Genomic DNA, 23,057 nt, shown 5'->3' with positions numbered 1-23,057 from the left:
TTTTTATTTTATAAAAATCGACATAAAACCTCTCCATTAAGAAATCAATACAAATAATAATAAAAATAGAAACAATTAGTCTTGAAACTAAAAAATCACCTAAAAATATTTCATAAATGTGCATTGATGAAAAAAATCTAACACCAGTACTAACAAAACTGTGCATAAGCTAAAAATTCTCGCCACGCCATATAAACATTCTCTCAGTCTCATTAACCGACTCATTAATGTTCACTTTTATTTAGTGTGAACTCGGGCAAGATAGCATCATCATTTATTGCTATGAGCATAGCGTTATGAATATTCTGACGGACTCTGCTTACCGCGCCGCCACCCATCACCATAACCCCGGAGAACCTATGCCATACGTCAACATCAAAATCACCAATGAAGGCGTCACCCCTAAACAAAAACGTCAGTTGATTGAAGGCGTCACCCAGTTGTTGGTCGATGTGCTAAATAAGAACTCGAAAACTACCGTGGTCGTAATTGATGAAGTTGAAACGGACAACTGGGGGATCGGCGGCGTGTCGGTGACGGAGTTGAGGAAGGCTGTAGGGAAACCTTCCGATAAATCTGATATGGATTAACCATGTTTAACCGCAATGCGTTTATGCTGGGATCCGTATTTGCCGAATATGAACAGGAATACCTGCACTTCCTGTGGGAGTCCGCAGCTTAAAGGATAAAAAATATGGATATTGAACAGTTAGCCGATGCGCTATACGACGACTTAAATGGCTATATTTCCAGCGTGCAGTACACCAGCACAAATACACTAACGATCCATTTTTGCTGTGATAACTGGCGTTATGACGAGCAGAACCATTGCTCAGTGTACTGTGAACCACCTGAATCTTATCTTCGTCATTTTATTATTTGCTGTTGTGGCGTTGTCGAACATGACATTCAACCTGCTAGTTCAGGCGAGCTGACCTTTACCGATCAGCATCCACTATTGTGGGACTACAACGCGCCGAGAGGTGGGTTGTACTATTCCACCATAGCAACAGCATCAAGCTACGAACTACTTGGGCGAGTCTGGAGTGTTCACACACGTATTCTCAACGACTGGCGCCCGATGAACCGCTATATCAACGCTTATCGGCATCAGGACGAGCCGACATTCGGCAATAATGGCAATGGATTACTCGCGCAAGGGCCTAAACCCTTACTGGATGCTTATCAAGAAGCGTTATCCAGCGTACTTACAACCCGCTTCGTTCCATCCGTTGAAATGAAAAGTGACGTTAAAGCATTACTGTTTGATTCTGGATTTGTCATCTGCAAGCGAGTGGAATTACAGGAAATCTTTCCCGATGCTGAAACACCAGCAAACCATGAAGAAACCCCATATTGAATACTCATGAGACAATGATTAATGAACGAGTTACAGGAGATTCAACGGTGGTATCAGGCGCAGTGTAACGGGAAGTGGGAGCACGCATTCGGCATTAGCATCGATACACTGGACAACCCAGGCTGGAGAGTAAAAATAGATCTGGCTGAAACCTCACTTGCTGATAAGCCTTTTACATCTCTAAGTCGTAGTGCACATCCAGAAGCCAGCGACTGGATATTTTGCAAAACGGAAAATCTGCAATTTATTGGCTTTTGCGGCGTCAGTAATCTGGCCGAACTGTTAAGCGTTTTTCTGAACTGGTGTCGTGATGATAAAACATAAAACCGCTGAGTTTAAAGTAAGGCTATGTTTAGCCGCTGAATCAATAAGACGCTCACCCTGCCGCTCTGGCTATCGACCTAACCATAAAGACCCGATCAGCGGAGCATATTTTATGGGGCAATTTCATTTTGACGGTGAAATCACCTCCGGAGAAACAACCTCAGCCACCGTCACTGTTATCGCTTCCGCCGAGCAACTTGAAACACTTTCTTGCATCGGCGAATGGACTCTATGGGAAGGGCCACACTATGTTGGTAAGGCCACGCTGGATCAATAACGTGGCACAATTTCGGTAGAGAGAAATGTGCCGCTCCCCCAGAATTATATCCCCAACATCGTATCAATCAGCAGATACATATTCAGGGAAACTACCAGTACCACAATAAGCTGCCCGATGCGCTGTACCCATTTTCCGTTCACCATCGTTCCCATTAATTCACGGTTACCGGTGAAGGACAGCAAGGGAACCAGCGCTAGCGCAATCCCGAAGCTCAGCACCACCTGACTCAACACCAGCACGCGCGTCGGATCCATACCAGACAGAATCACGATAAACGATGGCAGCATTGTCACCGTGCGGCGTACCCAGAGTGGAATATGGAAACGCACGAATCCTTGCATCACCACCTGCCCCGCCAGCGTGCCGACAACGGTGGAAGACAGGCCCGCCGCCACCAAACTCAGACCGAAAATGACCGCGGCGGCTTTACCCAGCAGCGGTTCCAGCGTCAGGTAGGCTTTATCCAGATCGGCAATATCCTGATTGCCGCTGAAATGGAACGCCGCCGCGGCCGTTGCCATCATCGCCAGATTGACGAATCCGGCGATGGTCATCGCAATCGCGACATCGACTTTCGTTGCCGAATAACGTTCGGCACGGGTGTGGTTGCCCTCATGCTGCGTCAGGGAAGAGTGCAGGTAAATCACATGCGGCATAATGGTCGCCCCCAACACACCCGCGGCCAGCAGCACGGCATCGGAGGTCGGCAAACTAGGAATCGCCATACCTTTGGCTAACGCAGACAGCTCAGGCTGAGAGAAGACCAATTCGACAATATACGCCGCCGCCACAAACAGCAGTAGGCCACCGATGACCATTTCCAGCGGCTTCTGACCGCGCTGTTGCAGCATGAGAATCAGGAAGGTGGCAATGGCAGTGAGGATCGCGCCTTCCAGCAGCGACACGCCCAATAGCAGCTTGAAACCAATCGCCGCACCGATAAACTCGGCCAGATCGGTCGCCATCGCAATAATTTCGGCCTGCACCCAATACGCCCAAACAGCCGGACGCGGAAAGCGATCGCGGATATGTTCCGCCAGGTTCTTACCCGTTGCGATCCCCAATTTGGCGGACAACAGCTGGATCAGCATCGCCATCAGGTTCGCCCACACCACCACCCACAGCAGCGTATAGCCATAGGCCGCGCCAGACTGGATGTTAGTAGCAAAGTTACCCGGATCGATATAACCAATCGCCGCGATAAACGCCGGACCCATCAGAGAAAGTTTGACCTTCCTTGATGTGCGGCTTGTTGACTCAATAACACGGCTACCCGGCATAGTATGACCCTTCTAACACTGGTGTTTTATTACTCTCACAAAAACGATAATGATTATCAAGTGCATTTAGAGTGGTAATACCAATTCTTTTGATAGCTAATGATGATGAGTCATTCAAAACCTAAAAAACATCTTTTTTATCAAACAAATCTTAACAAAATGTACACTAAATAATTCAAGTTGCAGGAAGGCGGCAACACAGTGAATCCCCAGGAGCTTACATAAGTAAGTGACTGGGGTGAGCGAGGAAAGCCAACGCACATGCATCTTGAAGTATGACGGGGGATATAAACAAAAAACCCCATGCGGTGGGCACGGGGTTCGGAATAAAGCTACGTTGTAAATAGGATGCGTGTATCAGTCTTGTGCTTTTGATACTGCAACCATAGCTGGACGCAGCAAACGGCCGTTCAGCGTATAGCCTTTTTGCATGACCATCATGACGTGGTTCGGCTGGTGATCGGCCGAAGGTAACATCGTCATCGCCTGATGCACTTCTGGGTTAAACGGTACACCCACATCACCCACAACCTCGATGCCAAATTTACGCACGGCATCCAGCAACGATTTCAGCGTCAGTTCAACACCTTCAATCATTGCAGCCAGTGATTCATTGGCCTTGTCCGCCGTATCCAGCGCACGTTCCAGATTGTCGATAACTGGCAGCATTTCGCTGGCAAATTTTTCTACCGCAAATTTATGCGCTTTCTCAACATCCATTTCCGCACGGCGGCGAATGTTATCGGCTTCAGCACGGACGCGAAGCATATTGTCACGTTCACGCTGTTGCAGTTCGCTCAACTGGGTTTCCAGTTCGGCGATGCGCGCATCACGCGGGTCAGCTACGTCTGCCGTCTCTGGCGTGGCATCCGCTTGCTGCCCTTTTGCTACTTCCTTTTGATCCAGGACTTGCTCGTCAGGCGTTTTCTGTTCTTTACTACTCATGAAATTCTCCGCGGTTTAGCATTAATCTCGCTAGTTGCTTATTATGGGGATCAAAATCGGGGATTCAAGGGAACCAGTCACATATTGGTTCCAGCCGCTGCCGATACACCACGCTGAGGACAAAAACAGCAATGAACACACCGCTTACAATGAACAGGCCGTTTAATTGTATTGGCATTGTCGGCCATCCGCGCCACCCAACGGCGCTGGCAACGCATGAGATGCTTTACCACTGGCTCACCGACAAGGGTTACTCGGTTCTGATCGAGCAACAGATCGCCCGTGAGTTGAATCTGAAAGATGCGCCGACCGGTAGCCTTGCCGACATCGGCCAGCAGGCGGATTTGGCGGTTGTCGTCGGCGGTGATGGCAACATGCTCGGCGCAGCGCGCGTGCTGTCGCGCTATGACATCAAGGTGATCGGCGTAAACCGTGGCAACCTCGGTTTTCTGACCGATCTCGATCCTGACCATGCGCAGCAACAGCTTTCTGACGTGCTCGACGGCCATTACCTGAGCGAAAAACGCTTCATGCTGGAAGCGCACGTTTGCCGCGTAAACCAGCCCGACAGCATCAGTACCGCCATTAACGAAGTGGTGCTTCACCCCGGAAAAGTCGCACATATGATTGAATTTGAAGTCTATATTGATGACAAATTCGCCTTTTCTCAGCGTTCAGACGGCCTGATTATCGCCACCCCCACAGGTTCAACCGCCTATTCCCTTTCCGCTGGCGGCCCAATCCTGACGCCGTCGCTGGATGCCATTGCGCTGGTGCCCATGTTCCCACACACGCTGTCTGCCCGCCCGCTGGTCATCAACAGCAGCAGCACGATTCGGCTGAAATTTTCCTGCATTACCAACGATCTGGAGATCAGCTGTGACAGCCAGATTGCGCTGCCAGTGCAAGAGGGCGAAGAAGTACTGATTCGCCGCAGCGAACATTACCTGAATCTGATCCATCCAAAAAATTACAGCTATTTCAACACACTAAGTTCAAAGCTCGGCTGGTCAAAAAAATTATTCTAAAATTCTACCCAGCTACTTTACTGTATATAAAACCAGTTTATACTGTATGTAATCACAGGTGATTACATACAGAGGTTTATCATGCTGGCGCAACTCACTATCAGTAACTTCGCTATCGTGCGCGAATTAGAAATCGATTTTCAGTCAGGGATGAGCGTTATCACCGGGGAAACCGGTGCGGGGAAATCGATTGCGATTGATGCCCTCGGTTTATGTCTGGGAAATCGTTCTGACGCCAGCATGGTCAGGCCGGGCGCTGCCCGCGCCGACATTTGCGCCCGCTTTGCGCTGGCGGATACGCCGACGGCACGTCAGTGGCTGGAAGAAAACCAGTTGGATGACAGCAACGAGTGCCTGCTACGCCGCGTCATTAGTGCTGATGGTCGTTCACGCGGTTTTATTAACGGTACCGCCGTGCCGCTGTCTCAACTACGTGAACTCGGCCAGCACCTGATTCAGGTACATGGCCAGCATGCCCATCAGCTACTGCTGCGCCCCGACCATCAAAAACACCTGCTGGATGCCTATGCCGATGAACCGAAACTGCTGGTTGCGATGCAACAGGTTTGGCATCAGTGGCACCAAAGTTGCCGCGCGCTGGCGCAGTTGCAACAGGCGGCTATTGAGCGCGAAGCCCGCCGGGAACTGCTGCAATACCAATTAAAAGAGCTAAACGAATTCGCCCCACAGCCCGGCGAATACGAGCAAATTGACGTTGAATATAAGCGTCTGGCGAATAGCGGTCAGCTACTGACAATGAGCCAACAGGCCATGCAACTGCTGAGCGAAGACGAAGAGCAGAACATCATCAGTATGCTGCACAGCGTAAAACACCAGCTTGGCGAACTCATCAGCATGGATGACAAACTGTCTGGCGTGCTGTCCATGCTCGAAGAAGCAGGTATTCAACTTAGCGAAGCCAGCGATGAACTGCGCCACTACAGCGAACAAATGGATCTCGACCCGATTCGTCTGTATGAACTGGAACAGCGCCTGTCACGCCAGCTCGCGCTGTCACGCAAACACCATGTTGCTCCAGAGGCGCTCCCAGCGTTCCATCAGCAGCTATTGGAAGAACAGCAACAGTTGGAACAGCAGGAAAGTGACCACGACGCGCTCAGTGCCTCCGTTGGCGAATATCATCAGCAGGCGTTGCACCTCGCAGAACAGCTGCACGTGCGCCGCCAGCACCATGCCAGCGAACTGGCTCAGCTCATCACCACCAATATGCGTGAACTGGCAATGCCACACGGCCACTTCACCATTGATGTGAAATTTACGCCAGACAACCTGACGGCCACCGGTGCCGACAGTATTGAATTCCGCGTGACCACCAACCCCGGCCAGCCGCATCAGACGCTGGCAAAAGTGGCCTCGGGCGGTGAGCTATCGCGTATCGCACTGATTATTCAGGTGATCACCGCGCAGAAAATGGACACGCCAGCGATGATCTTCGATGAAGTCGATGTGGGTATTAGCGGGCCAACCGCCGCCATCGTCGGCAGAATGCTGCGCCAGCTCGGCGAATCTACGCAGGTGATGTGTGTGACTCACCTGCCGCAGGTCGCGGGCTGCGGTCATCAGCACTTCTTCGTGAGCAAACAAACAGACGGTGCAGAAACAGAAACCCTGATGCAGCCGTTGGATAAACGTGCACGGCTACAAGAACTGGCACGCCTCTTGGGCGGCAGCGCCGTAACCAAAAACACGCTGGCGAATGCCAAAGAATTGCTGGCGGCCTAAAATCTACCGCCGACAGGGCAAGAAAGGCGGATTACTGGTAAAAAAGCTCAACTTTTTTACCTTCCTGAGGTCATACAATCGCCTTGCAGGTTTCCAAGTCCTGCAAGGTCTATTATCATCGGCAACCTATGCCCTTAAGGAATGTAATCACTATGCGCTGTAAAACGCTGACTGTCGTCGCCGCGGTGGTTGTTATGCTGACTGCCGGTTGTTCCACACTGGAAAAGGTGGTCTATCGGCCGGACATCAATCAGGGAAACTATCTGGCACCGGCTGACGTTGCGAAAATTCACACCGGCATGACCAAACAACAGGTCGCTTATACGCTGGGTACTCCTATGATGCAGGATCCGTTTGGCAGCGATACCTGGTTTTACGTCTTCCGCCAGCAGCCTGGTCATGAGTCAGTAAAACAGCAGACGCTGACGCTGACCTTCAGCGGCAGTGGCGTGTTAACCAACATCAACAACAAGCCTGCGCTGAATTAATGCTTTCAATGCCGTTCGGCTGAATCAGGATGAACGATTCTGGTAGCCAAAGGCGGCGCGTTAAGACGAAGCCCACAATGGGCAGAGTACTTGAAGGAAGCCAACGCACACGCGGCTTGATGTCTAGCGGGTATAACAGCAGGCAAATCTGAACACTTCAGGTTTGCCTGTGTTTTTTTGTAAGGGCATTTCGGTAAGGACGCTCAGTAAAACGTCATGTGCCGTTTAGCAGCATTATTCAGGATTTGCTCTTCGCACGCTCTGCGCGCTGGCGGCGTAGTTCTTTCGGATCGGCAATCAGCGGGCGATAAATTTCCACACGGTCACCATCCTGAACAACATCGGCCAGCTTCGCTGCACGACTGTAAATACCGACTTTATTCACCTGCAAATCGATATCATGGCGCAACTCCAGCAAGCCCGATGCCACAATCGCCTGCTCAACCGTACTGCCCTCTTCCAGCTTTACCGTGCGTAGATACTGACGTTCCGGCAACGCGTAGACGACATCAACCTGCATTGCGGACACTGTAGACCTCTTTTGCTCGCTGCGTGAAAGCCTGCACCATATTTCCCGCCAGCTCCTTGAATACTTTGCCAAAAGCGAGTTCAATCAAGGCATTGGTGAATTCAAATTCCAGATGCAGTTCGACTTTACAGGCATCAGCGCTCAGCGGCGTAAAATGCCAGTCGCCCCCCAACTGACGGAACGGGCCATCGACCAACTGCATATTGATATTCTGGTTGTGCGTCAGCGTATTACGGGTGGTAAAGGTCTTGCTGATACCGGCTTTGGAAACGTCCACTGCGGCGGTCATCTCCCCTTCTGAGGAAGAGAGCACGCGGCTCCCCGTACAGCCTGGTAAAAACGCGGAGTAGGAAGCGACATCATTCACCAGCTTGTACATCTGTTCAGCGCTGAACGGCACCAATGCGGAACGACTTATCTTTGGCATACTATTTTCCGAGTTTCATAAAACGCGCAAAATAATAGCATTGATAGCCCGACAGACAAAAATTCTGCGAAGCTTATCGCACGATATCATTAACCATGACACGGACGCACGGCGGGGATTTCATTCCCAATAACATCCAGTATAATGACGGCACTATGACAAAGAAAAAAGCATACAAACCCGGTTCCGCCACCATTGCGCAGAACAAGCGCGCCCGTCACGAATACTTCATTGAAGAAGAATTTGAGGCCGGTCTTGCGCTGCAAGGATGGGAAGTCAAATCACTGCGCGCAGGCAAAGCAAACCTCAGCGACAGCTATGTCACCTTCATGAACGGTGAGGCTTACCTGTTTGGCGCAACGATCACGCCGCTTAATGTGGCTTCATCACACGTTGTTTGCGACCCTATACGCACGCGCAAACTCCTGCTCAACAAACGCGAGCTAGATTCGCTGTTTGGCCGCGTCAGCCGTGAAGGTTACACGGTCGTCGCGCTGTCCATGTATTGGAAAAATGCCTGGAGCAAAGTCAAAATCGGCGTGGCAAAAGGTAAAAAAGATCACGACAAGCGTGATGACATTAAAGAACGTGAATGGAAGTTAGATAAAGCCCGTATCATGAAGAACGCCAATCGCTAAGTCGCTGGCTTAGCGATAGTAAGTTCTGGTATACTGGTAACAGTTTCTTGGGGGCTGATTCTGGATTCGACGGGATTTGCAAAGCCCAAGGTGCATGCCGAGGGGCGGTTTGCCTCGTAAAAAGCCGCAAAAAAATAGTCGCAAACGACGAAAACTACGCTTTAGCAGCTTAATAACCTGCTTATAGCCCTCTCTCCCTAGCCTCCGCTCTTAGGACGGGGATCAAGAGAGGTCAAACCCAAAAGAGATCGTGTGGATGCCTTGCCTGGGGTTGAAGCACTAAATCTAATCAGGCTAGTTTGTTAGTGGCGTGTCTATTCGCAGCTGGCAAGCGAATGTAAAGATAGACTAAGCATGTAGTACCGACGGTAGAGTGGTTCCGGACGGGGGTTCAAATCCCCCCAGCTCCACCAATTTAGACATCGGTTATTACCAGATAAGTCCGATGAAGTACGAAAAGCCCGCATGGCGCAAGCCCTGCGGGCTTTTTTGTGTCCGTTATTGTCCGACGATATTCGCCTGAATCCAGAGATTATTGGTATACGAATTGGTATACGGTAGGATATGTACCAAAAGGCGTATACCAATTGCATGTGTATACCAATGACAAAGGATTCCCTCATGGCACGGACAACCCGCCCCCTCACCCACACTGAAGTACAAAAAGCCAAAGCGACAGACAAAGATCTGACGTTGCATGACGGCAACGGGTTATTTCTCTTAGTCAAAACTACCGGGAAAAAGCTGTGGCGGTTCCGTTACCAGAAACCAACAACCGGCCAACGCACCATGATCGGGTTTGGCGCTTACCCAGCATTATCGCTAGCTGATGCCCGCGCAATGAGAGACGAGAAACTCTCTTTGTTAGCCAAAGGTATCGATCCACAGGAAAAAGTGGCTAAAGAAGAGGAAGAAGCGCAAATCGCGGTAGAAAGCATCTTTATTAACGTGGCGCGTAGCTGGTTCACGTTGAAACAGACAAAGGTCAGTGCCGATCACGCCAAAGACATTTGGCGCTCACTGGAAAAAGATGTGCTACCAGCGATTGAGAATATCCCGGTACAGGAAATCAAAGCACGCACGCTGATACAGGCGCTAGAACCGATTAAAGCCCGTGACGCACTAGAAACCGTCAGGCGGCTAGTACAGCGTATCAATGAAATCATGGTTTACGCGGTCAATACGGGGCTGATTGACGCTAATCCCGCCTCCGGCATTGGTATGGCCTTTGAACGCCCTAAAAAGCAGCACATGCCGACTATCTGGCCAGAAGAACTTCCCAAGCTGATGCGCACCATTGCCATGTCTAACCTGTCCATCCCTACCCGCTGCCTATTGGAATGGCAACTACTGACACTGATTCGCCCGGCAGAAGCCTCTGCCACGGCATGGGCAGAGATCGATATAGAGAAAAGAACGTGGAGCATTCCGGCTGAACGAATGAAAGCTAAGCGCGTTCATATCGTGCCGCTCTCCGATCAGGCACTGGAACTGCTCGACATCATGTGCCCTATCAGCGGCAACCGGGAGCACGTATTTCCCAGCCGTAACGATCCTAAAAAGCCCATGAACAGCCAGACCGCGAATGCCGCGCTAAAACGCATCGGCTACGGTGGCAAACTGGTCGCACATGGTTTACGCTCGATAGCCAGTACTGCCATGAATGAAGCCGGTTTTAACCCTGATGTGATTGAAGCGGCATTAGCGCATTGTGATAAGAACGAAGTTCGACGGGCTTATAACCGCTCTACCTATCTTGAACAACGTAAAGAGCTGATGGATTGGTGGGGTTTGGCAGTGCATAAATAGAAGGGCTGAGCGTATATCGCTCAGCCACGTGAATTATCAAACTCATATTTTATCTTAATACAAAAGCAGTAAATAAATATTTACCCCTAAGACTCAGAATAAAACATACGCGAAATAAACTCACGAAAGTACATCTGAGAATTTAAAAAATCCACGCCTAAATATGGCATATCACCATGTATTGGATGATTCTCCAAACCAAATTTCTTACATAGTTCATAGTCTAGCTTAAGAATATCAGTATATAGATGGCGCATTAATCCAGTTGAACGAATAGCAAAATTATGGCATAAAACATCTTCAAGCAGTGACCTCTGATAAGTTCCCCAGTCCATAAAGCCATATTCTACATCTATATATTTCCCATCTGTATTCTTTGTTGCCACATCTACAACCTGCTTTCCAATTCTGAATAACTGAGAATTCCATATACGATGTAAGCTCTCAAGAACTTCACTATTTGATTCATAAAGCTCCCCTACTCCAAGTTTTTCAATTAATTCAGAAATGTGAGGTACGTACATATTAGGATCTGGAATTTCATCATCTTCATTTGTTCGCATCCCCATTAAATACTGAGCGCTACCTACTGCATAAGGATTTAAACCAACTAAGACAAGTGAGTTAGTATAAGGAAGCACGTCTGATAGTTCCGGCCACAGTTGAGAACAATATGTGAACCCATGAATCCCTATCTCTTCCATATGTTGCGCAGCTAAAGAAGATACGTTATCGAACTGATTGACAAAATATTCTGCAGGGGATTCTCCTTTTTCTGCATCCCACCTACCGGGATCGTATTCCCATGATAGTTTACAAACACTGAAATTTTCCTCTCGAAATGCTATATTTGAGAAAGAAGATAATTCAGATTCGCTTGGAACCCACAAATGAAGCCTTAATGTAGTTATATCTTGAGGATCTGTAAATCGAGGGACTAGAGCTACTATACTTCGATTATCAAAAGTCAAACTTTGAATAACTGCATCACGTGCTATTCTAGTTTCCATCGGTGATATCAATACATATATACTATCATCACGAGTCATTGCTGGAAATAATGTCGTCATATGATTTGAATATGCTAACAACTCAGTAAATGCTTGCCTCTCTGTTTGATTGCTTTTTTTTAGCTCTACAACAGCCAACCCTGTATCTCCGGGAAAAACAGCCAAGAAATCAGCTCTAATTGTTGAATTAGAATTTTGCTCTAATGGAACTTCATAACCAATCAGCTCCATACCATGTAACTTCGAATAAAGATGTGATAATCTTTTACTTATCTTATTTCGCATAAGTAATTTAGCAGTAACATCAGATAGATCATCTTTAAACTCATGTAATTCAATATCATATTTATCGTCTAAAAGCTCCGAAAAATCATCTCTTGCACTCCAAATATATTCTTGTATTTGTTTTTCTGAAAAAGATATCATTTACTTTCCTCTATTAGTTAATAAAAAATTGCCTAATAATTAAATCAAATCACTTCATTGCATTAATAATAAATTAAAAAACCATATCCATCATCGATAAATTAAAATATTCAATCAAATTTAAATAAGCCAATACATATTTTTTATAAATAGTTTTACACATTACATTCCACGTTGGGGAAGGTTTATAACACAAGGGGTCAGGCGTATTTCGTTCACAAACATTTTCCTATAGGAAGCTTAGCCGTTAAATTCGGCAACAGACAAAGTACTACCTATATATCTATACTGTGAGCAACTATTTAGCCAGTTGGCATTTCATGCATTGTTCATTCATAACGTCATAGCCTTAACACGCCCCCGCGCGCAATGCTATCCCCGCCACGCCTGCCCGCTTTATGTAGCGCTTTTCATGCAGTTGCATGGAAGCGCTCAGGCCGCGCCAGTACTGGCGCTGTAGGGCAGATTCAGGGGTAAGTATTGCATGCAATTCCATGCACCGTATGCATGCACGGTCAAAAAATCGCTAGCCAGAGAAAAAATCTCGCAAAAAAGCCCGCGCAATGGCGGGCGACTTCCTGATATTGACGGTAATGAAATTATAATCTGGCTAATTAATTCCGCAGGGCTGAGGCCGGGTAATCCTTATATTTTTTCTGCATGGCCGGGGATAACGGAATATCAGGCACTGGCAGATCTCGTCTATTCGACGGCTGAATAATTTCCTCTATCGATTCCAGTGTCCGGAATGTTGCTGAACATTCAATATTCCGGCATTGGTGATAGCGCTGTTTAACGTTCTCCGATAACGGACGACTGGTGCGAGCGTGGGCGGCATGACCGCAGAACGGGCAGTGCATCATACTTTCTGGCTCCGTGTTTTTAATGCTTCTTCTTTTTCCTTTAATTCACGCCAAAATTTCGTATTTTGGCAAGGCGTCGACACCGGCGGGAAATCGGAATGCGGCAGAGCGGGTTGATACAATCTCAGAGATGACAATTCCGGTTCACTGTCCATATTAAATTGATACTTATTCGATTTCGCCATCAGGTGGTCAATCACCTGATTAATCACCCTCTTATCAGGGTCTTGATAGGCAAGCCCTTCAGTAAATTCAGATGTAGTAACATCATACATATGCCGATATAGCTTAATAGCCCGGATAAGATCCTCGCTAATGTTATTCATCGCCAGCCCAAATTCCCGGTGTGCGTATTGGAATAACGCCGTTTTATAAGCATCCCGACAGCCTTTTGCTGAAAAGTGACATTTTGCTTTCTGCTTGAGCTGGTCGATTTCCAACTGCGCCAGCAATCCGTCATACTCCTGCGCCAGTTCACGCTGTGCCAACCGCTGTAATTGCTGGCTTTTTAATTCTTCCGTCATTTCGCCACGTGCCGCAAGAAAACGCGCACGCCAGTCGGTATCAGAAAGCTGATTTTCCGCTTCCGTATTGGCTTTCTGCTCTTTGGCTCGTGCAATAGCGGTATCGATGTTGTCCAGTTCGCTAGCGTTGGCAAAGTGTTCCGCTCGTCTCTTCTGGTATTCATCAGCCGTTTTTTTCAGGACATCAGGCGGGGTTACGGGTTTATCGGTTTGTTCTGCCTTCTGGCTCATGGTCATTCTCCGTATGGGGTGAGTGTCTGTTGGCTATTGTGCAATTCACCACACAACTCCCGCTATCTAAGCCGGTTGTGCTACTTCCCACACAAAACAATCTCTAACACAGGCTGTTTCCCCAATTGAGAACTAACTTTTTTATAAAACTATTCACTACTCTTCACCTGAGAAAAAAGAATATATAAATCAATAAATAAAGGGGTGAAGAGTTGATAAATAACTCTTCGCCGAGTGTTCACACTGTTCACCCGCTTTTTTGAGCCTTTTTTCTGGCGAGCAGTTTTTACGATGTTATTTCCTATAAATAACGTAGTGATTAATAGCCATAAACATGTAGACCTTTCTCGAATGGCAAACAAAGGAAAACTAATGGTAACTATTGGCAAACGTTGGCAATTTGGGGCTGTTTTTTGCCCATCGACAGCACAACAGCCCCTTGTTGTGGTCTCCGAAAATATTCACATAATAGCGAGCTACCAGAGAAATCCAGCGCCATCCGGCCAGAGCCGGGCGGACATGAACGAGGTAGCGTCACATGTTGTCAGCCACACCCCCAACTCCCATTCCTGCTATGCCCCCGATGTCACCGCATCCGGTCAGAGAGCGCTTAATGCGCCTGCCGGAAGTGCTGCACGTCACCGGCATTTCCCGCTCGACGCTGTATGAACTGAGCGGCCGCAAGGCCTTTCCTGCCCGTGTTCCGCTGGGTGGGAAGAACGTCGCATGGGTTGAGTCCGAAATTCATCACTGGGTGGCCGAGCGTATCGCCGCCCGTCAACAGGAGAACCACGCATGATCACCTTAACTATCGCCGGGCAGTCGGTCACACTTGATGAACGGGAAGCCCTCAGCCTGTGCGCGACAGCGGCCACCCCGACCACCACACTGCATTAAGGGGCAACGCATGGCACACCTTACCGTGACACAGACTGTGAAACGCGCCAGCGGCCACTGGCCGCAACTGCTCCCGGCTGTGGGTATTCGTATTGGTGCTATCGGGCAGCATACCGCCTGCCCGATGTGCGAGGGCAAAGACCGTTTCCGTTTCGATAACAAGGAAGGGTGCGGCACATGGTTCTGTAACCAGTGTGGCGCGGGTGACGGCCTGAATTTGGTTGAGAAAGCCCTGAAACTGACACCGACAGAAGCCGCCCTGAAAGTGGGCGCGTGGCTGGGCAACCTGCCGGACAGCCCGGCAGCATCAACGCCAGAGGACGAAGACAGCGAGGCCGCCCGGCAACGGGCGGCGGTTCAGGCACAGGCGAAACTGAAAGAGGCGGTGACGCAACCCAGCAACGCATATCTCAGCACCAAAGGCTAGCCGGACGTGACCGTGCCAACCCTTACAGGTAAGCCGCTGCGCGTAGGCGGTATCACCTATCAGCCCGGCGATGTACTGGTGCCGCTGACCACACCGGACGGCGAGGTGGTGAATCTCCAGCTTATCAACGCACAGGGCGACAAACGCACGTTAAAAGGCGGACAGGTGAAAGGCACCTTTCACTGTTTCAGCGGCAAACAGGCCAGCGTTATCTGGCTGGCCGAGGGCTACGCTACCGGGTTAACGCTGCATCAGTTAACGGGTGATAGCGTGTATGTCGCACTCAGCGCCAACAACCTGCCATCCCTTGCCCGTGAGCTGAAAACCCGCCACCCGGCGGTCACGCTGCTGATAGCCGCTGACCGGGACGAGAACGGCACCGGCCAGACCAAAGCCGAACAAGCAGCCGTTGCCGTCAATGGCCGTGTCGCGCTGCCGCCGGTATTTGGTGACTGGAATGATGTCTATCTTGCTGAGGGCGCTGACGCCACCCGGCAGCACCTGAATGCGTTTACTCAACCAGAGCCTGTCAGCCCGTTTAAGTCGTTGGGCGAGGCTGAATTCAAGGCCATGAGCGCCAGCGAGAAAGCGGAGAAGATACGCGACCACTACCGCGATACGCTGGCGATTGACGCGTTCGGGGAAACGTTCTTCCAGTACCAGAACGGCGCGTGGAAAGTGTTGCCCTATCGCCTGTTAAGCCGGGATATCGCCGCGCTGTTTCAGAAGATACAGGCACCTTTTACCGCGTCCGGAATTGGCAGCGTGTTAGACACCCTGAAACTGATTATCCCGATGCAGGAAAAGCCCCAGCGCCGGTTAATCGGTTTTCGTAACGGGGTGTTTGATACCGTCAGCGGGAAATTTAAACCCCATCGCAGGGAGCACTGGCTGAATACCGTCAATGATGTGGATTACACGCCGTTTAAGGCCGGGGAAAACCTTGCCGACAACGCCCCGCACTTCTGGCGCTGGCTGACCCGTGCTGCGGGGAACCACGCGGATAAACAAGAGCGCATTTTAGCCGCGCTGTTTATGGTGCTGGCGAACTGCTATGACTGGCAACTGTTCCTTGAAGTCACCGGCCCCGGTGGCAGCGGCAAGAGTATTCTGGCCGAAATCGCCACTATGCTGGCCGGGGAGGACAACACCACGGCTGCCACCATCAACACCATTGAATCGTCCCGTGAACGCTCGTCGATTATCGGCTTCTCACTCATCGTACTGCCTGACCAAGAAAAATGGAGCGGTGACGGTGCAGGTATCAAGGCGATTACCGGCGGCGATGCGGTGATGGTTGACCCAAAATACCGTGACGCCTACTCAACCCGGATTCCAGCGGTGATATCTGGCCGTCAACAACTCGCCGATGCGTTTTAGCGACCGCAGCGGCGGCGTATCCCGTCGTCGGGTGATTATCCATTTTGGTGAAACCATCCCAGCCAGCGAACGCGATCCCAAGCTGAAAGAGAAAATCCGCGCAGAGCTGGCGGTGATAGTGCGTCACCTGATGAAACGCTTTGAAGAGCCAAACGACGCCCGGACGCTGTTACAGGCGCAGCAACACTCCGCTGAGGCGCTGGAAATCAAACGGCAGGCTGATCCGCTGGTTGATTTTTGCGGCTACCTGCTGGCTCACAGCGACACCACCGGGCTGTATATGGGCAACGCCAACATCACGCCGCGTAACCCGCGTAAGTACCTGTACCACGCCTATCTGTCCTTTATGGAATCGCACGGCCACCAGAAGCCGATCAGCCTGACGGCCTTTGGTAAGGTGCTGCCTAATATGATGTCGGAATACGGGCAGAGTTACCTCAAGGGCAGAACCAAGCAGGGCATACAGACTAACCTTGAGCTGAAAGACGAATCAGACGCCGACTGGCTGCCCAAATGTGAATCGGCGAGGTAGACACCAGAAACGACAAAACCGACTCCGGCCGGTTTTTTTACGCCCAGACACTTCAATATTAGATGCCTCTAATCGTATAACCATTTCCCTGCTTTAGCTGACTCAATAATCATCTCGACCGTGAGCGGTTTTAACGCTTTTGATAGTGGTTTCTTTTGCCAGATGGGATACTCATATTCAAAATAATTTCTTCCATCAAAGTTTGAGTGCTCAATATTAAAATGTCCGAATATATCAAGAAGGAAATCATGAGCATCCTCCGGCAGAAACTGGTAATCATCCTGTAATGTCCAATCTTTAGTGACTTGTCTAATACCGGATTTAAACCAATGCTTCCTAATCGGGTAACGTTGCATTAGGTATTGAATAACCTCATTTTCGATATTTCTTTGGTTCATCAGAAATACGTCCATTCAATGCGGTCTTCTGGCCTAGCGATCAGGTTATATTGTCGACGGGTATCTCTTGCTACCAATTGCATTATAGCTATTAATTGGACATAACCTATCCATGGAATATAACGCCCAACAAAAGAGGCAATCTTATTCGTAGGAACCATCTTCAATGTCGCAAGATTCTTTCCCATAGGCGTGAGCGGCCTTAGCCCATAAGGGAAACGTAAATCTCTGAGCAATGCTCGTGATACTCTGGAAGCCACACTGGTTCCGAGCGTCGCAGTGGCGGCGGATAGTTTCCCTGATACCTTTAGATAAGGTTGCCCTGAGAGGATCAGCGCCGCCGCTGTAATCTCTAAACCGGTGCGAGAAGAAAAATTTTCAAGAAAGATCAGGTTAAATAACTCACCAGCAGTTAAATTTCCATGCCCATGATAATAATATGTATTATTGAGTTCCTCAGTAGTATCCATTAAACCTCCCTGTTTTTAATGTATTTTCAATATTATTTTATTTGGTGTCACATTTATACCGCGATTGTGCTGCTTTCTTGATTGAGTGCTAAATTCAGTATCAAATATCATACTTAAAAGAGGCTGATTATGTCCGTACAACCAATCCTTGCCAATGCTGCTGTGAGTATCAGCGACTTTAAAAAATCGCCCAATGTCGCGCTGAAAGAAGCTAACGGCGAGCCTGTAGCGGTGCTCACCAATGGCCGTATTTCTGGCTACTATGTTTCCACGGAAACATGGGAAGCGCTGGCTGACTATCAGGAAGATATCGAACTTGCCAAAATTGCCCATTCCCGGATGAAGGGTAAATGTGTGAAGGTTGATCTGGATGAGTTATAAGCTGGAGTTTGAAGAGCACGCGCTGAAAGAATTTAAGAAGCTGAGCGCTCCGATGCGGGAGCAGTTCACCAAAAGTTGAAAGGTGATGAGTAACTCGTCACCTGTTCACCAACTCATCACCCATTAATTTATTGATTATTAAAAATAAAAACCTCTGGTGAAGAGGGTGAACAGTTTTGTGCAAAATCTTTTTATTTTGGCTACTGACGGTTAAATGACGAACGGCGCTTTTCCGTCATCTCCTTCATCATGTAGCTCCGATTCGTCAATCAGGTGGGTATTGCGTCCAACGCGGCGTAAATCCCTCACAGCGGTTTTCTTCGTCGCTTGCCGTAACGGAGAATTGCCAAAATAGGTATCCTGCAAAATCTGCTCTGGTGGCCGCTTGGTATGGGTAAATTCAATCACCCCAAAAGGCGTTTTATGTTCTTCGGAACGTCCGGTGGTCATCACCGTGATCCGGTCAATCGGGATTTGAGAAATCACGCCATATTCAGACAAGGCGGATTCGAGGCTAAGATAATTATATTCACCACGGCGCAGTGCTAACACGATACGATCAAGCGTATAGGCATCTTTGCTTTTGGCATGGTTATAAACATACACGCCGCGAATAGCACGAGTTAGGATGCCATCTTTTACCAAACGATTTAGCCCGGCATTAAACGCTCTGGGCGTATCCTCATGGAAAATCTTGGCTAAATCACGGGAGGTGAAGACATAACGCCCTTGCTTATCGAATGCGTTTAAACGCTCAATAGCAGTGATCCTGTTCATTTATAAGTCCACATGAAAACCATATAATTACGTCATTCACGTATACTTGAATAAAAAACCCTCGTCAAGTACACACGAATGACATCAATAAATGACATTCGTGTGTACTTACCAAAGAATAGTCATAGATTTAGGTGACAAAAAGGTGGGTTTCACAGGGTGAGAACGTTAGCAAAAAGCCCTATCACTTTTCAGTATTGGTATACGTTTAGGTATACCAACAAAGTCTGAATTCACACTTAAAACATAAATATCACCACGTTACGATAGATATTCAGATTCCCTCAGTCCAGATAAGACCGATGAAGTACGAAAAGCCCGCACGGCACAAGCCCTGCGGGCTTTTTTGTGTCCATGATTGTCCGACGTTATCCAGCTAAATCCGATGATTATTGGCCTACGTTTAGGCCTACCCCGCCATGCCAAGAATTGCGCGCCCTTTGACACATACCGAAGTCAGCAAAGCACGAACGCCTGATAAAGCGTTAAGCCTGCATGATGGTGATGGCCTCTTTCTGCTTATCAAACCGTCAGGAAAAAATTATGGCGGTTTCGCTATCTACGCCCTGATACCAAGAAACGCACAACACTCTCCTTTGGCAGCTACCTGGCCTTATCATTGGCCGACGCAAGACAGCTACGGGCAGAACATTTAGCCCTGCTGGCAAAAGGCATAGATCCACAGCAAAAAGTGGCTAAAGAAGAAGAAGCGCAAATCGCGGTAGAAAGCATCTTTATTAACGTGGCGCGTTGTTGGTTCATGTTGAAACAGACGAATGTCAGTGCAGATCACGCCAAAGACATTTGGCGCTCACTGGAAAAAGATGTGCTACCAGCGATTGAAAATATCCCAGTGCAGGAAATCAAAGCCCGCACGTTGATACAGGCGCTAGAACCGATTAAAGCCCGTGGCGCACTAGAAACCGTCAGGCGGCTAGTACAGCGTATCAATGAAATCATGGTTTACGCAGTCAACACGGGGCTGATTGACGCTAACCCCGCCTCTGGCATCAGTATGGCCTTTGAGCGCCCTAAAAAACAGCATATGCCGACTATCCGGCCAGAAGAACTCCCCAAGCTAATGCGCACGTGTAGTGGATCAGTAGTTCAGGACACTTCTAAATCCTGTTAATGTTAAACAGTGAACATGGGTGATGAATGATCAAATTCCCCAGAGTTCAAACTCGAAGCTATCGAGCTGGTTGTTAAATACCAGCGCGATGCCCGAGAAGTTGCTCTGGCACTCGAACTCAATCCTGACCATCTGCGCAAATGGATATGGTTGTATAAACAAGAACTTCTGGGTATTGAGCCGATTGGGAATGCCATTACACCTGAGCAACGTGAAATTCAGCAGCTTAAAGCGCGGATAAAGCGTCTTGAGATGGAAAAAGAAATACTAAAGCAGGCTGCCGTGCTGATGAGCGAGATCCCCAGAAAACTATCGCGTTAATCACACGGCTGAAAACAAAGTGGCCTTTACTGGTTCTTTGTCATCTATTCGGTGTTCACCGCAGCGTTTATTACGCCCATCTGAAGAGTCCCATAACTGTGCAAAGAGTTGAGTTACGAAGTCGGGTAAAAGCATTCCATGCTCTTAGTCGTGGTGCCGCAGGTAGCCGAACAATCAGCCAGATGCTGCGACAGAATGGGATTGATGCGTGCTGACAAGCAACCAGCCGGTTAAACACCGTTACCGAATAAACGGTGATAACAGCCTGGCATTGCCAAACTTATTGAGTCGGCAGTTTAATCCTGCCGCATCAAACCGCGTCTGGTGCGGTGATATCAGTTTTATTCGCCTGCAGGACAAATGGTGCTATCTCGCACTTGTCGTTGATTTATATGCACGTCGAATTATCGGTTCAGCTCTTTCATTAACCGCCGATGCTGATTTGGTGTGCAGGGCTTTGCATAATGCCCTGGAAACGCGACAACGTAATGGGCGGCTGATGTTTCATTCAGATCAGGGAAATCAGTATAAAAGCAACAAATACAGAAAGTTACTCTGGCGACATGGCGTAATGCTATGAGTCGCAGAGGAAACTGTCTGGACAATTCGCCAATGGAAAAAATCTTTCGCAGTCTCAAAAGCGAATGGTTACCAAAAAGAGGCTATGTTAATTTTGGTGATGCGATACGTGATATCAACGACTGGATAAACCGTTATTACAATGTTTTTCATCCTCATACAAACAATGGTGGCGTACCACCTTGCGTGTATGAAGAACAGTGGAAACAGGCTATCCTGGTGTCCTGATTTTGTGATCCACTACAGTTTCATCAGACGGGTGATGCGGCTTTTTCCATGAAAATGCTGTTCATCCCGTAAATCACGTTGCAGACGCCGGATACCGTAAGTTCCCAGGCTGTCGTGATGCAACTGAATGAGCCGCTGGCTCAGGATGTCGTCAGCCAACTGTCGTTGACTGGGTGTTCGGTTGCGCCATGATCGGTAATCCCGCATGCTGACATTGAGCAACAGGCAAACGCGTTTCACCGCATGAAAGCCGATAACTGAGTGACCATGGCGTATCTTAGCGGCTTTAAAGCATTAGCGAGTGTTGAAAACGCTAATCCAGATGCTCTTGATACCGCGGCCAACGTTGTACCTTTCTTTCTTAAGCTGTAAGCGCACCAGTTTTAGTTCCACGCACTTTTTGAGATTTCCGAGTCTTCAGTCGCCAGGTGGGTAGCCACACGGCGTACATGCGGAATGTCTGCGACACCAGCAGCTTCAAAAAGCATGCTGCCGTCGGGAACGATAATCAGGATTTTCTTCATGCCCTGAAAGGTACATTAGCCCAAAATAAGCCAATCGGTCTTTTTTAGCAAAATATAACCATGTTAGTTCGTTGTGCTTTCCACCCCGTTGAAGAGCAATGATACCGTTCGCGTAGAGCAACGCGTCTGATTTGTGCACAATCGACGATCTGTTCTAGCACAGCAACATGCCAAAATGATAAAAGCCCTGACTATGTTAGCCAGGGCTTTTAAGGTACTGCAAATTTAAGATTTAACATTCATTAACTTAATAACATCTTACTACTATCGGTACTGCTTTAAATGTACACGTTTATAACAGATAATATTGGGCACTAAAATTAGCCAAGCCTCCCTATACTTACTGATTTAAACAATCTGCCAACCTTATAACCATTCAAAGATATGGCAGGTTAACAAGTACATCCCCCATCGCGATATATACTCTTTGATGCGTTGCCTTACTCATGTTGCGATATTTCACGACTAACTCAACAAACACGTAATCGCAAGCAATAACAATAAAATCATGGCTTTACATCATCGCGCCTTTGCCCATTTTTACGATTGTCGGTACTGACTACAAGGCCTTAAAGCATAACCAAGTGAGAATTTGAATTTCTCTCAACATTGATTGCCCATACAAAAATACTTCGTGACCTGTATCGCAAAATATTTATTAAAGAACGTATCTTATGTCTTTAACATCACAGCAAGCTGAAATTTCGCTGCCGTTGGTAACTAATTTACGGATTTTAAAAATAGTGTCAATACTGTTTTTAATAACATGATTTTAATAACATGATTTTAATAACAGTAATCATAAGGTCACCGATGAGGAAAACGTAGAAAAACAGTGCCCCCACAGTATTCACCTCTGCAACACTGCGTTTAATTTAATCTCAACCACCGTATGGCCAGTAGTTATTTTCTTTGTTCCAACGATGGTTAATCCACTTAACGTCAAAATATCTTCCAAATCTTTCAACTTTCTGTATCGCGTTCCATCCTGAGCAAGGAACCGCCAGTCATAGCCGCGCTCGAGTAGGCAAGCTCAGAGTGCAGAAACATCTGAAATAACCGTTTGATGTAGCAACGTCAGAAAAGCACGACTGACAGGTCTTGAT

The 23,057-nt window shown here is 48.2% G+C and carries 23 protein-coding genes, 1 other RNA gene and 6 pseudogenes; 17 read left to right on the top strand and 13 right to left on the bottom strand.

Annotated elements, in window-relative coordinates; genetic code table 11:
- Positions 1-359 precede the first annotated feature (359 nt).
- From K7X24_RS10470 to K7X24_RS10455, 4 genes are all read left to right on the top strand, one after another.
- Entirely contained in the window at positions 360-590 is a 231-nt protein-coding gene (locus K7X24_RS10470) for a 2-hydroxymuconate tautomerase family protein (RefSeq protein ID WP_224554759.1), read from the top strand.
- Positions 591-694: 104 nt separating this feature from the next.
- On the top strand, positions 695-1,360 hold the full coding sequence (locus K7X24_RS10465; protein WP_224554757.1) for a hypothetical protein: 666 nt from the start codon (positions 695-697) through the stop codon (positions 1,358-1,360).
- A gap of 21 nt (positions 1,361-1,381) precedes the next feature.
- Positions 1,382-1,684 carry an immunity 53 family protein gene (locus tag K7X24_RS10460; protein ID WP_224554755.1) on the top strand — a complete coding sequence of 101 codons (303 nt, stop codon included), beginning with the start codon at positions 1,382-1,384 and terminating at the stop codon, positions 1,682-1,684.
- Entirely contained in the window at positions 1,671-1,961 is a 291-nt protein-coding gene (locus K7X24_RS10455) for a hypothetical protein (protein ID WP_224554753.1), read from the top strand. Before K7X24_RS10460 ends, K7X24_RS10455 begins: the two co-directional genes overlap by 14 nt.
- Positions 1,962-2,005: 44 nt before the next feature.
- Here K7X24_RS10455 and K7X24_RS10450 read toward each other — a convergent pair whose 3' ends face one another.
- A complete protein-coding gene (locus K7X24_RS10450) occupies positions 2,006-3,244 on the bottom strand; it encodes an Nramp family divalent metal transporter (protein ID WP_029368458.1) in 1,239 nt (412 codons plus the stop codon).
- 357 nt (positions 3,245-3,601) lie between these two features.
- Positions 3,602-4,189 (bottom strand): nucleotide exchange factor GrpE, encoded by a 588-nt coding sequence (gene grpE / locus K7X24_RS10445; protein ID WP_116586127.1) that lies wholly within the window; start codon positions 4,187-4,189, stop codon positions 3,602-3,604.
- Positions 4,190-4,338: 149 nt separating this feature from the next.
- On the opposite strand from grpE, the gene nadK reads away from it, so the two are divergent.
- The 3 genes from nadK to bamE all read left to right on the top strand — a co-directional run bounded on the left by nadK (position 4,339) and on the right by bamE (position 7,448).
- Positions 4,339-5,217 carry an NAD(+) kinase gene (gene nadK, locus K7X24_RS10440; RefSeq protein ID WP_224554942.1) on the top strand — a complete coding sequence of 293 codons (879 nt, stop codon included), beginning with the start codon at positions 4,339-4,341 and terminating at the stop codon, positions 5,215-5,217.
- A gap of 81 nt (positions 5,218-5,298) precedes the next feature.
- Complete coding sequence (recN, locus tag K7X24_RS10435; protein ID WP_224554751.1) at positions 5,299-6,960, top strand: DNA repair protein RecN; 1,662 nt, start codon at positions 5,299-5,301, stop codon at positions 6,958-6,960.
- Positions 6,961-7,112: 152 nt separating this feature from the next.
- Complete coding sequence (gene bamE / locus K7X24_RS10430) at positions 7,113-7,448, top strand: outer membrane protein assembly factor BamE (protein ID WP_039355545.1); 336 nt, start codon at positions 7,113-7,115, stop codon at positions 7,446-7,448.
- A gap of 238 nt (positions 7,449-7,686) precedes the next feature.
- On the opposite strand, the gene K7X24_RS10425 is transcribed toward bamE, so the two are convergent.
- Both K7X24_RS10425 and K7X24_RS10420 read right to left on the bottom strand, forming a co-directional pair.
- Positions 7,687-7,968: an RnfH family protein gene (locus tag K7X24_RS10425; protein ID WP_214652895.1), complete on the bottom strand. Its 282-nt coding sequence runs from the start codon at positions 7,966-7,968 to the stop codon at positions 7,687-7,689.
- The gene (locus tag K7X24_RS10420; protein WP_010282427.1) at positions 7,958-8,404 is read right to left on the bottom strand and encodes a type II toxin-antitoxin system RatA family toxin; all 447 of its coding nucleotides are present in this window, start codon (positions 8,402-8,404) and stop codon (positions 7,958-7,960) included. The genes K7X24_RS10425 and K7X24_RS10420 overlap by 11 nt, the downstream gene beginning before the upstream one ends.
- A 155-nt stretch (positions 8,405-8,559) precedes the next feature.
- Here K7X24_RS10420 and smpB point away from each other — a divergent pair, with 155 nt between their 5' ends.
- The 3 genes from smpB to K7X24_RS10405 all read left to right on the top strand — a co-directional run bounded on the left by smpB (position 8,560) and on the right by K7X24_RS10405 (position 10,851).
- Positions 8,560-9,042 (top strand): SsrA-binding protein SmpB, encoded by a 483-nt coding sequence (gene smpB, locus K7X24_RS10415; RefSeq protein ID WP_102118193.1) that lies wholly within the window; start codon positions 8,560-8,562, stop codon positions 9,040-9,042.
- A gap of 50 nt (positions 9,043-9,092) precedes the next feature.
- Positions 9,093-9,455: a transfer-messenger RNA gene (gene ssrA / locus K7X24_RS10410) on the top strand.
- A 208-nt stretch (positions 9,456-9,663) separates the two neighbouring features.
- The gene (locus K7X24_RS10405) at positions 9,664-10,851 is read left to right on the top strand and encodes an integrase domain-containing protein (RefSeq protein ID WP_224554749.1); all 1,188 of its coding nucleotides are present in this window, start codon (positions 9,664-9,666) and stop codon (positions 10,849-10,851) included.
- An 86-nt stretch (positions 10,852-10,937) separates the two neighbouring features.
- Here K7X24_RS10405 and K7X24_RS10400 read toward each other — a convergent pair whose 3' ends face one another.
- Positions 10,938-12,287, bottom strand: coding sequence for a hypothetical protein (locus tag K7X24_RS10400; protein WP_224554747.1), 1,350 nt, complete (start codon positions 12,285-12,287; stop codon positions 10,938-10,940).
- Positions 12,288-12,771: 484 nt separating this feature from the next.
- On the opposite strand from K7X24_RS10400, the gene K7X24_RS10395 reads away from it, so the two are divergent.
- On the top strand, positions 12,772-13,008 hold the full coding sequence (locus K7X24_RS10395; protein WP_224554745.1) for a hypothetical protein: 237 nt from the start codon (positions 12,772-12,774) through the stop codon (positions 13,006-13,008).
- Here the strand turns inward: K7X24_RS10395 and K7X24_RS10390 are convergent.
- Both K7X24_RS10390 and K7X24_RS10385 read right to left on the bottom strand, forming a co-directional pair.
- Positions 12,902-13,150, bottom strand: coding sequence for an ogr/Delta-like zinc finger family protein (locus tag K7X24_RS10390; RefSeq protein ID WP_072037053.1), 249 nt, complete (start codon positions 13,148-13,150; stop codon positions 12,902-12,904). The two genes, K7X24_RS10395 and K7X24_RS10390, sit on opposite strands and share 107 nt — an antisense overlap.
- On the bottom strand, positions 13,147-13,905 hold the full coding sequence (locus K7X24_RS10385) for a capsid size determination protein (RefSeq protein ID WP_224554743.1): 759 nt from the start codon (positions 13,903-13,905) through the stop codon (positions 13,147-13,149). The genes K7X24_RS10390 and K7X24_RS10385 overlap by 4 nt, the downstream gene beginning before the upstream one ends.
- A gap of 538 nt (positions 13,906-14,443) precedes the next feature.
- Here K7X24_RS10385 and K7X24_RS10380 point away from each other — a divergent pair.
- Positions 14,444-14,704, top strand: coding sequence for a helix-turn-helix transcriptional regulator (locus K7X24_RS10380; protein WP_224554741.1), 261 nt, complete (start codon positions 14,444-14,446; stop codon positions 14,702-14,704).
- A 108-nt stretch (positions 14,705-14,812) separates the two neighbouring features.
- Positions 14,813-17,141, top strand: a pseudogene (locus K7X24_RS10375) (phage/plasmid primase, P4 family).
- A gap of 68 nt (positions 17,142-17,209) precedes the next feature.
- Here the strand turns inward: K7X24_RS10375 and K7X24_RS10370 are convergent.
- The gene (locus K7X24_RS10370) at positions 17,210-17,539 is read right to left on the bottom strand and encodes a DUF1493 family protein (protein ID WP_224554740.1); all 330 of its coding nucleotides are present in this window, start codon (positions 17,537-17,539) and stop codon (positions 17,210-17,212) included.
- Positions 17,539-18,009, bottom strand: coding sequence for an STM2901 family protein (locus K7X24_RS10365; RefSeq protein ID WP_224554738.1), 471 nt, complete (start codon positions 18,007-18,009; stop codon positions 17,539-17,541). Before K7X24_RS10365 ends, K7X24_RS10370 begins: the two co-directional genes overlap by 1 nt.
- Before the next feature lie 129 nt (positions 18,010-18,138).
- Between K7X24_RS10365 and K7X24_RS10360 the strand changes: the two genes are divergently transcribed.
- Positions 18,139-18,390, top strand: coding sequence for a prevent-host-death protein (locus K7X24_RS10360; protein WP_224554736.1), 252 nt, complete (start codon positions 18,139-18,141; stop codon positions 18,388-18,390).
- Positions 18,380-18,463 (top strand): annotated as a pseudogene (locus K7X24_RS22080) (type II toxin-antitoxin system RelE family toxin); the annotation flags it as partial. The gene K7X24_RS10360 and the pseudogene K7X24_RS22080, both read left to right, overlap by 11 nt.
- A 137-nt stretch (positions 18,464-18,600) precedes the next feature.
- Here the strand turns inward: K7X24_RS22080 and abiEi are convergent.
- Positions 18,601-19,167, bottom strand: coding sequence for a type IV toxin-antitoxin system AbiEi family antitoxin (abiEi, locus tag K7X24_RS10355; protein ID WP_224554734.1), 567 nt, complete (start codon positions 19,165-19,167; stop codon positions 18,601-18,603).
- Positions 19,168-19,586: 419 nt separating this feature from the next.
- Here abiEi and K7X24_RS10350 point away from each other — a divergent pair.
- Positions 19,587-20,269, top strand: a pseudogene (locus K7X24_RS10350) (phage integrase central domain-containing protein); the annotation flags it as partial.
- A gap of 66 nt (positions 20,270-20,335) precedes the next feature.
- Positions 20,336-21,427 (top strand): annotated as a pseudogene (locus K7X24_RS10345) (IS3 family transposase); the annotation flags it as partial.
- A gap of 12 nt (positions 21,428-21,439) precedes the next feature.
- On the opposite strand, the gene K7X24_RS10340 reads toward K7X24_RS10345, so the two are convergent.
- The 3 genes and pseudogenes from K7X24_RS10340 to K7X24_RS10330 form a co-directional block, all read right to left on the bottom strand.
- Complete coding sequence (locus tag K7X24_RS10340; protein ID WP_224554732.1) at positions 21,440-21,667, bottom strand: IS3 family transposase; 228 nt, start codon at positions 21,665-21,667, stop codon at positions 21,440-21,442.
- 47 nt (positions 21,668-21,714) lie between these two features.
- Positions 21,715-21,792, bottom strand: a pseudogene (locus K7X24_RS10335) (helix-turn-helix domain-containing protein); the annotation flags it as partial.
- Between the two features lie 90 nt (positions 21,793-21,882).
- Positions 21,883-21,951, bottom strand: a pseudogene (locus tag K7X24_RS10330) (DJ-1/PfpI family protein); the annotation flags it as partial.
- Positions 21,952-23,057: the final 1,106 nt, after the last annotated feature.

The sequence above is a fragment of the Pectobacterium versatile genome (assembly GCF_020166435.1).
Taxonomy (GTDB): domain Bacteria; phylum Pseudomonadota; class Gammaproteobacteria; order Enterobacterales; family Enterobacteriaceae; genus Pectobacterium; species Pectobacterium versatile.
Note: the sequence above shows the minus strand (reverse complement) of the source record. Positions and strands in the feature narration are given on the sequence as shown.